Below are 822 nucleotides of genomic sequence, written 5' to 3'. Positions count from 1 at the left end.
TCTCGCAAACATCATACGGCTGTGGCAGAGGCGGTGACCTTGCCCCCAAGTTTTATCCAGTTTTGAGTTCGCTCCAGCGGTTTTGGGTTGCTGTATTCGGGGCGGTAGCGGCGGGGTGCGGTGCGGAGCCATTTCGGCTGCGCAGCACCGCATCACGTCGCGGGTTGATTGTCTGAGCGAACTCGGCGGGTGTCAGCCAGCCGAGGCCAGAGTGTGGGCGGTGATCGTTGTAATCGTAGCGCCAGTTTGAAAGCGCTGATCGAGCATGAGCCAGCGACGAGAAGAGAGTCTCATTCAGGAACTCGTCTCGCAGCCGCCCATTGAAGCTTTCGATGAAGGCGTTCTGGATCGGCTTGCCCGGTGCGATGTAGTGCCATTCCACCTTGGTCCGATCCGTCCATTGCAAGATCGCGTTGCTGGTGAACTCGCTACCATTGTCGCTGACGATCATCTTCGGCTTGCCTCGTCCCTCGATGATCCGGTCCAGCTCACGGGCAACCCGCAGACCGGAAAGCGACGTATCGGCGACGAGAGCCAAGCACTCCCTGGTGCAATCGTCGACCACCGTAAGCACCCGGAACCTGCGACCATCGGTGAGCTGATCCGACACGAAGTCCAATGACCAGCGATCGTTGGCGGCAAGCGGGATCAGCATCGGTGCTCGTGTGCCTATCGCTCGTTTCCGACCGCCGCGCTTGCGCACCGTCAGTTTCTCTTCCCGATAGAGCCGGAAGAGCCGCTTGTGGTTCACAAGGTGACCCTCACGCCTGAGCAGCACATGAAGGCGTTGGAATAGCCCCCTAATTGCCGGACAGTTTCTGC

At 59.6% G+C, this 822-nt stretch carries 1 protein-coding gene; it reads right to left on the bottom strand.

Features of this window, described 5'->3' with window-relative positions:
* Positions 1-52: 52 nt before the first annotated feature.
* Positions 53-822, bottom strand: a 770-nt coding sequence (locus tag RS75_RS24955) for an IS3 family transposase (RefSeq protein WP_045025286.1), incomplete at its 5' end; no start/stop codon positions are given.

Source organism: Rhizobium nepotum 39/7 (assembly GCF_000949865.1).
GTDB classification, from domain to species: domain Bacteria; phylum Pseudomonadota; class Alphaproteobacteria; order Rhizobiales; family Rhizobiaceae; genus Agrobacterium; species Agrobacterium nepotum.
This window is presented reverse-complemented; position numbering and strand designations above follow the sequence as displayed.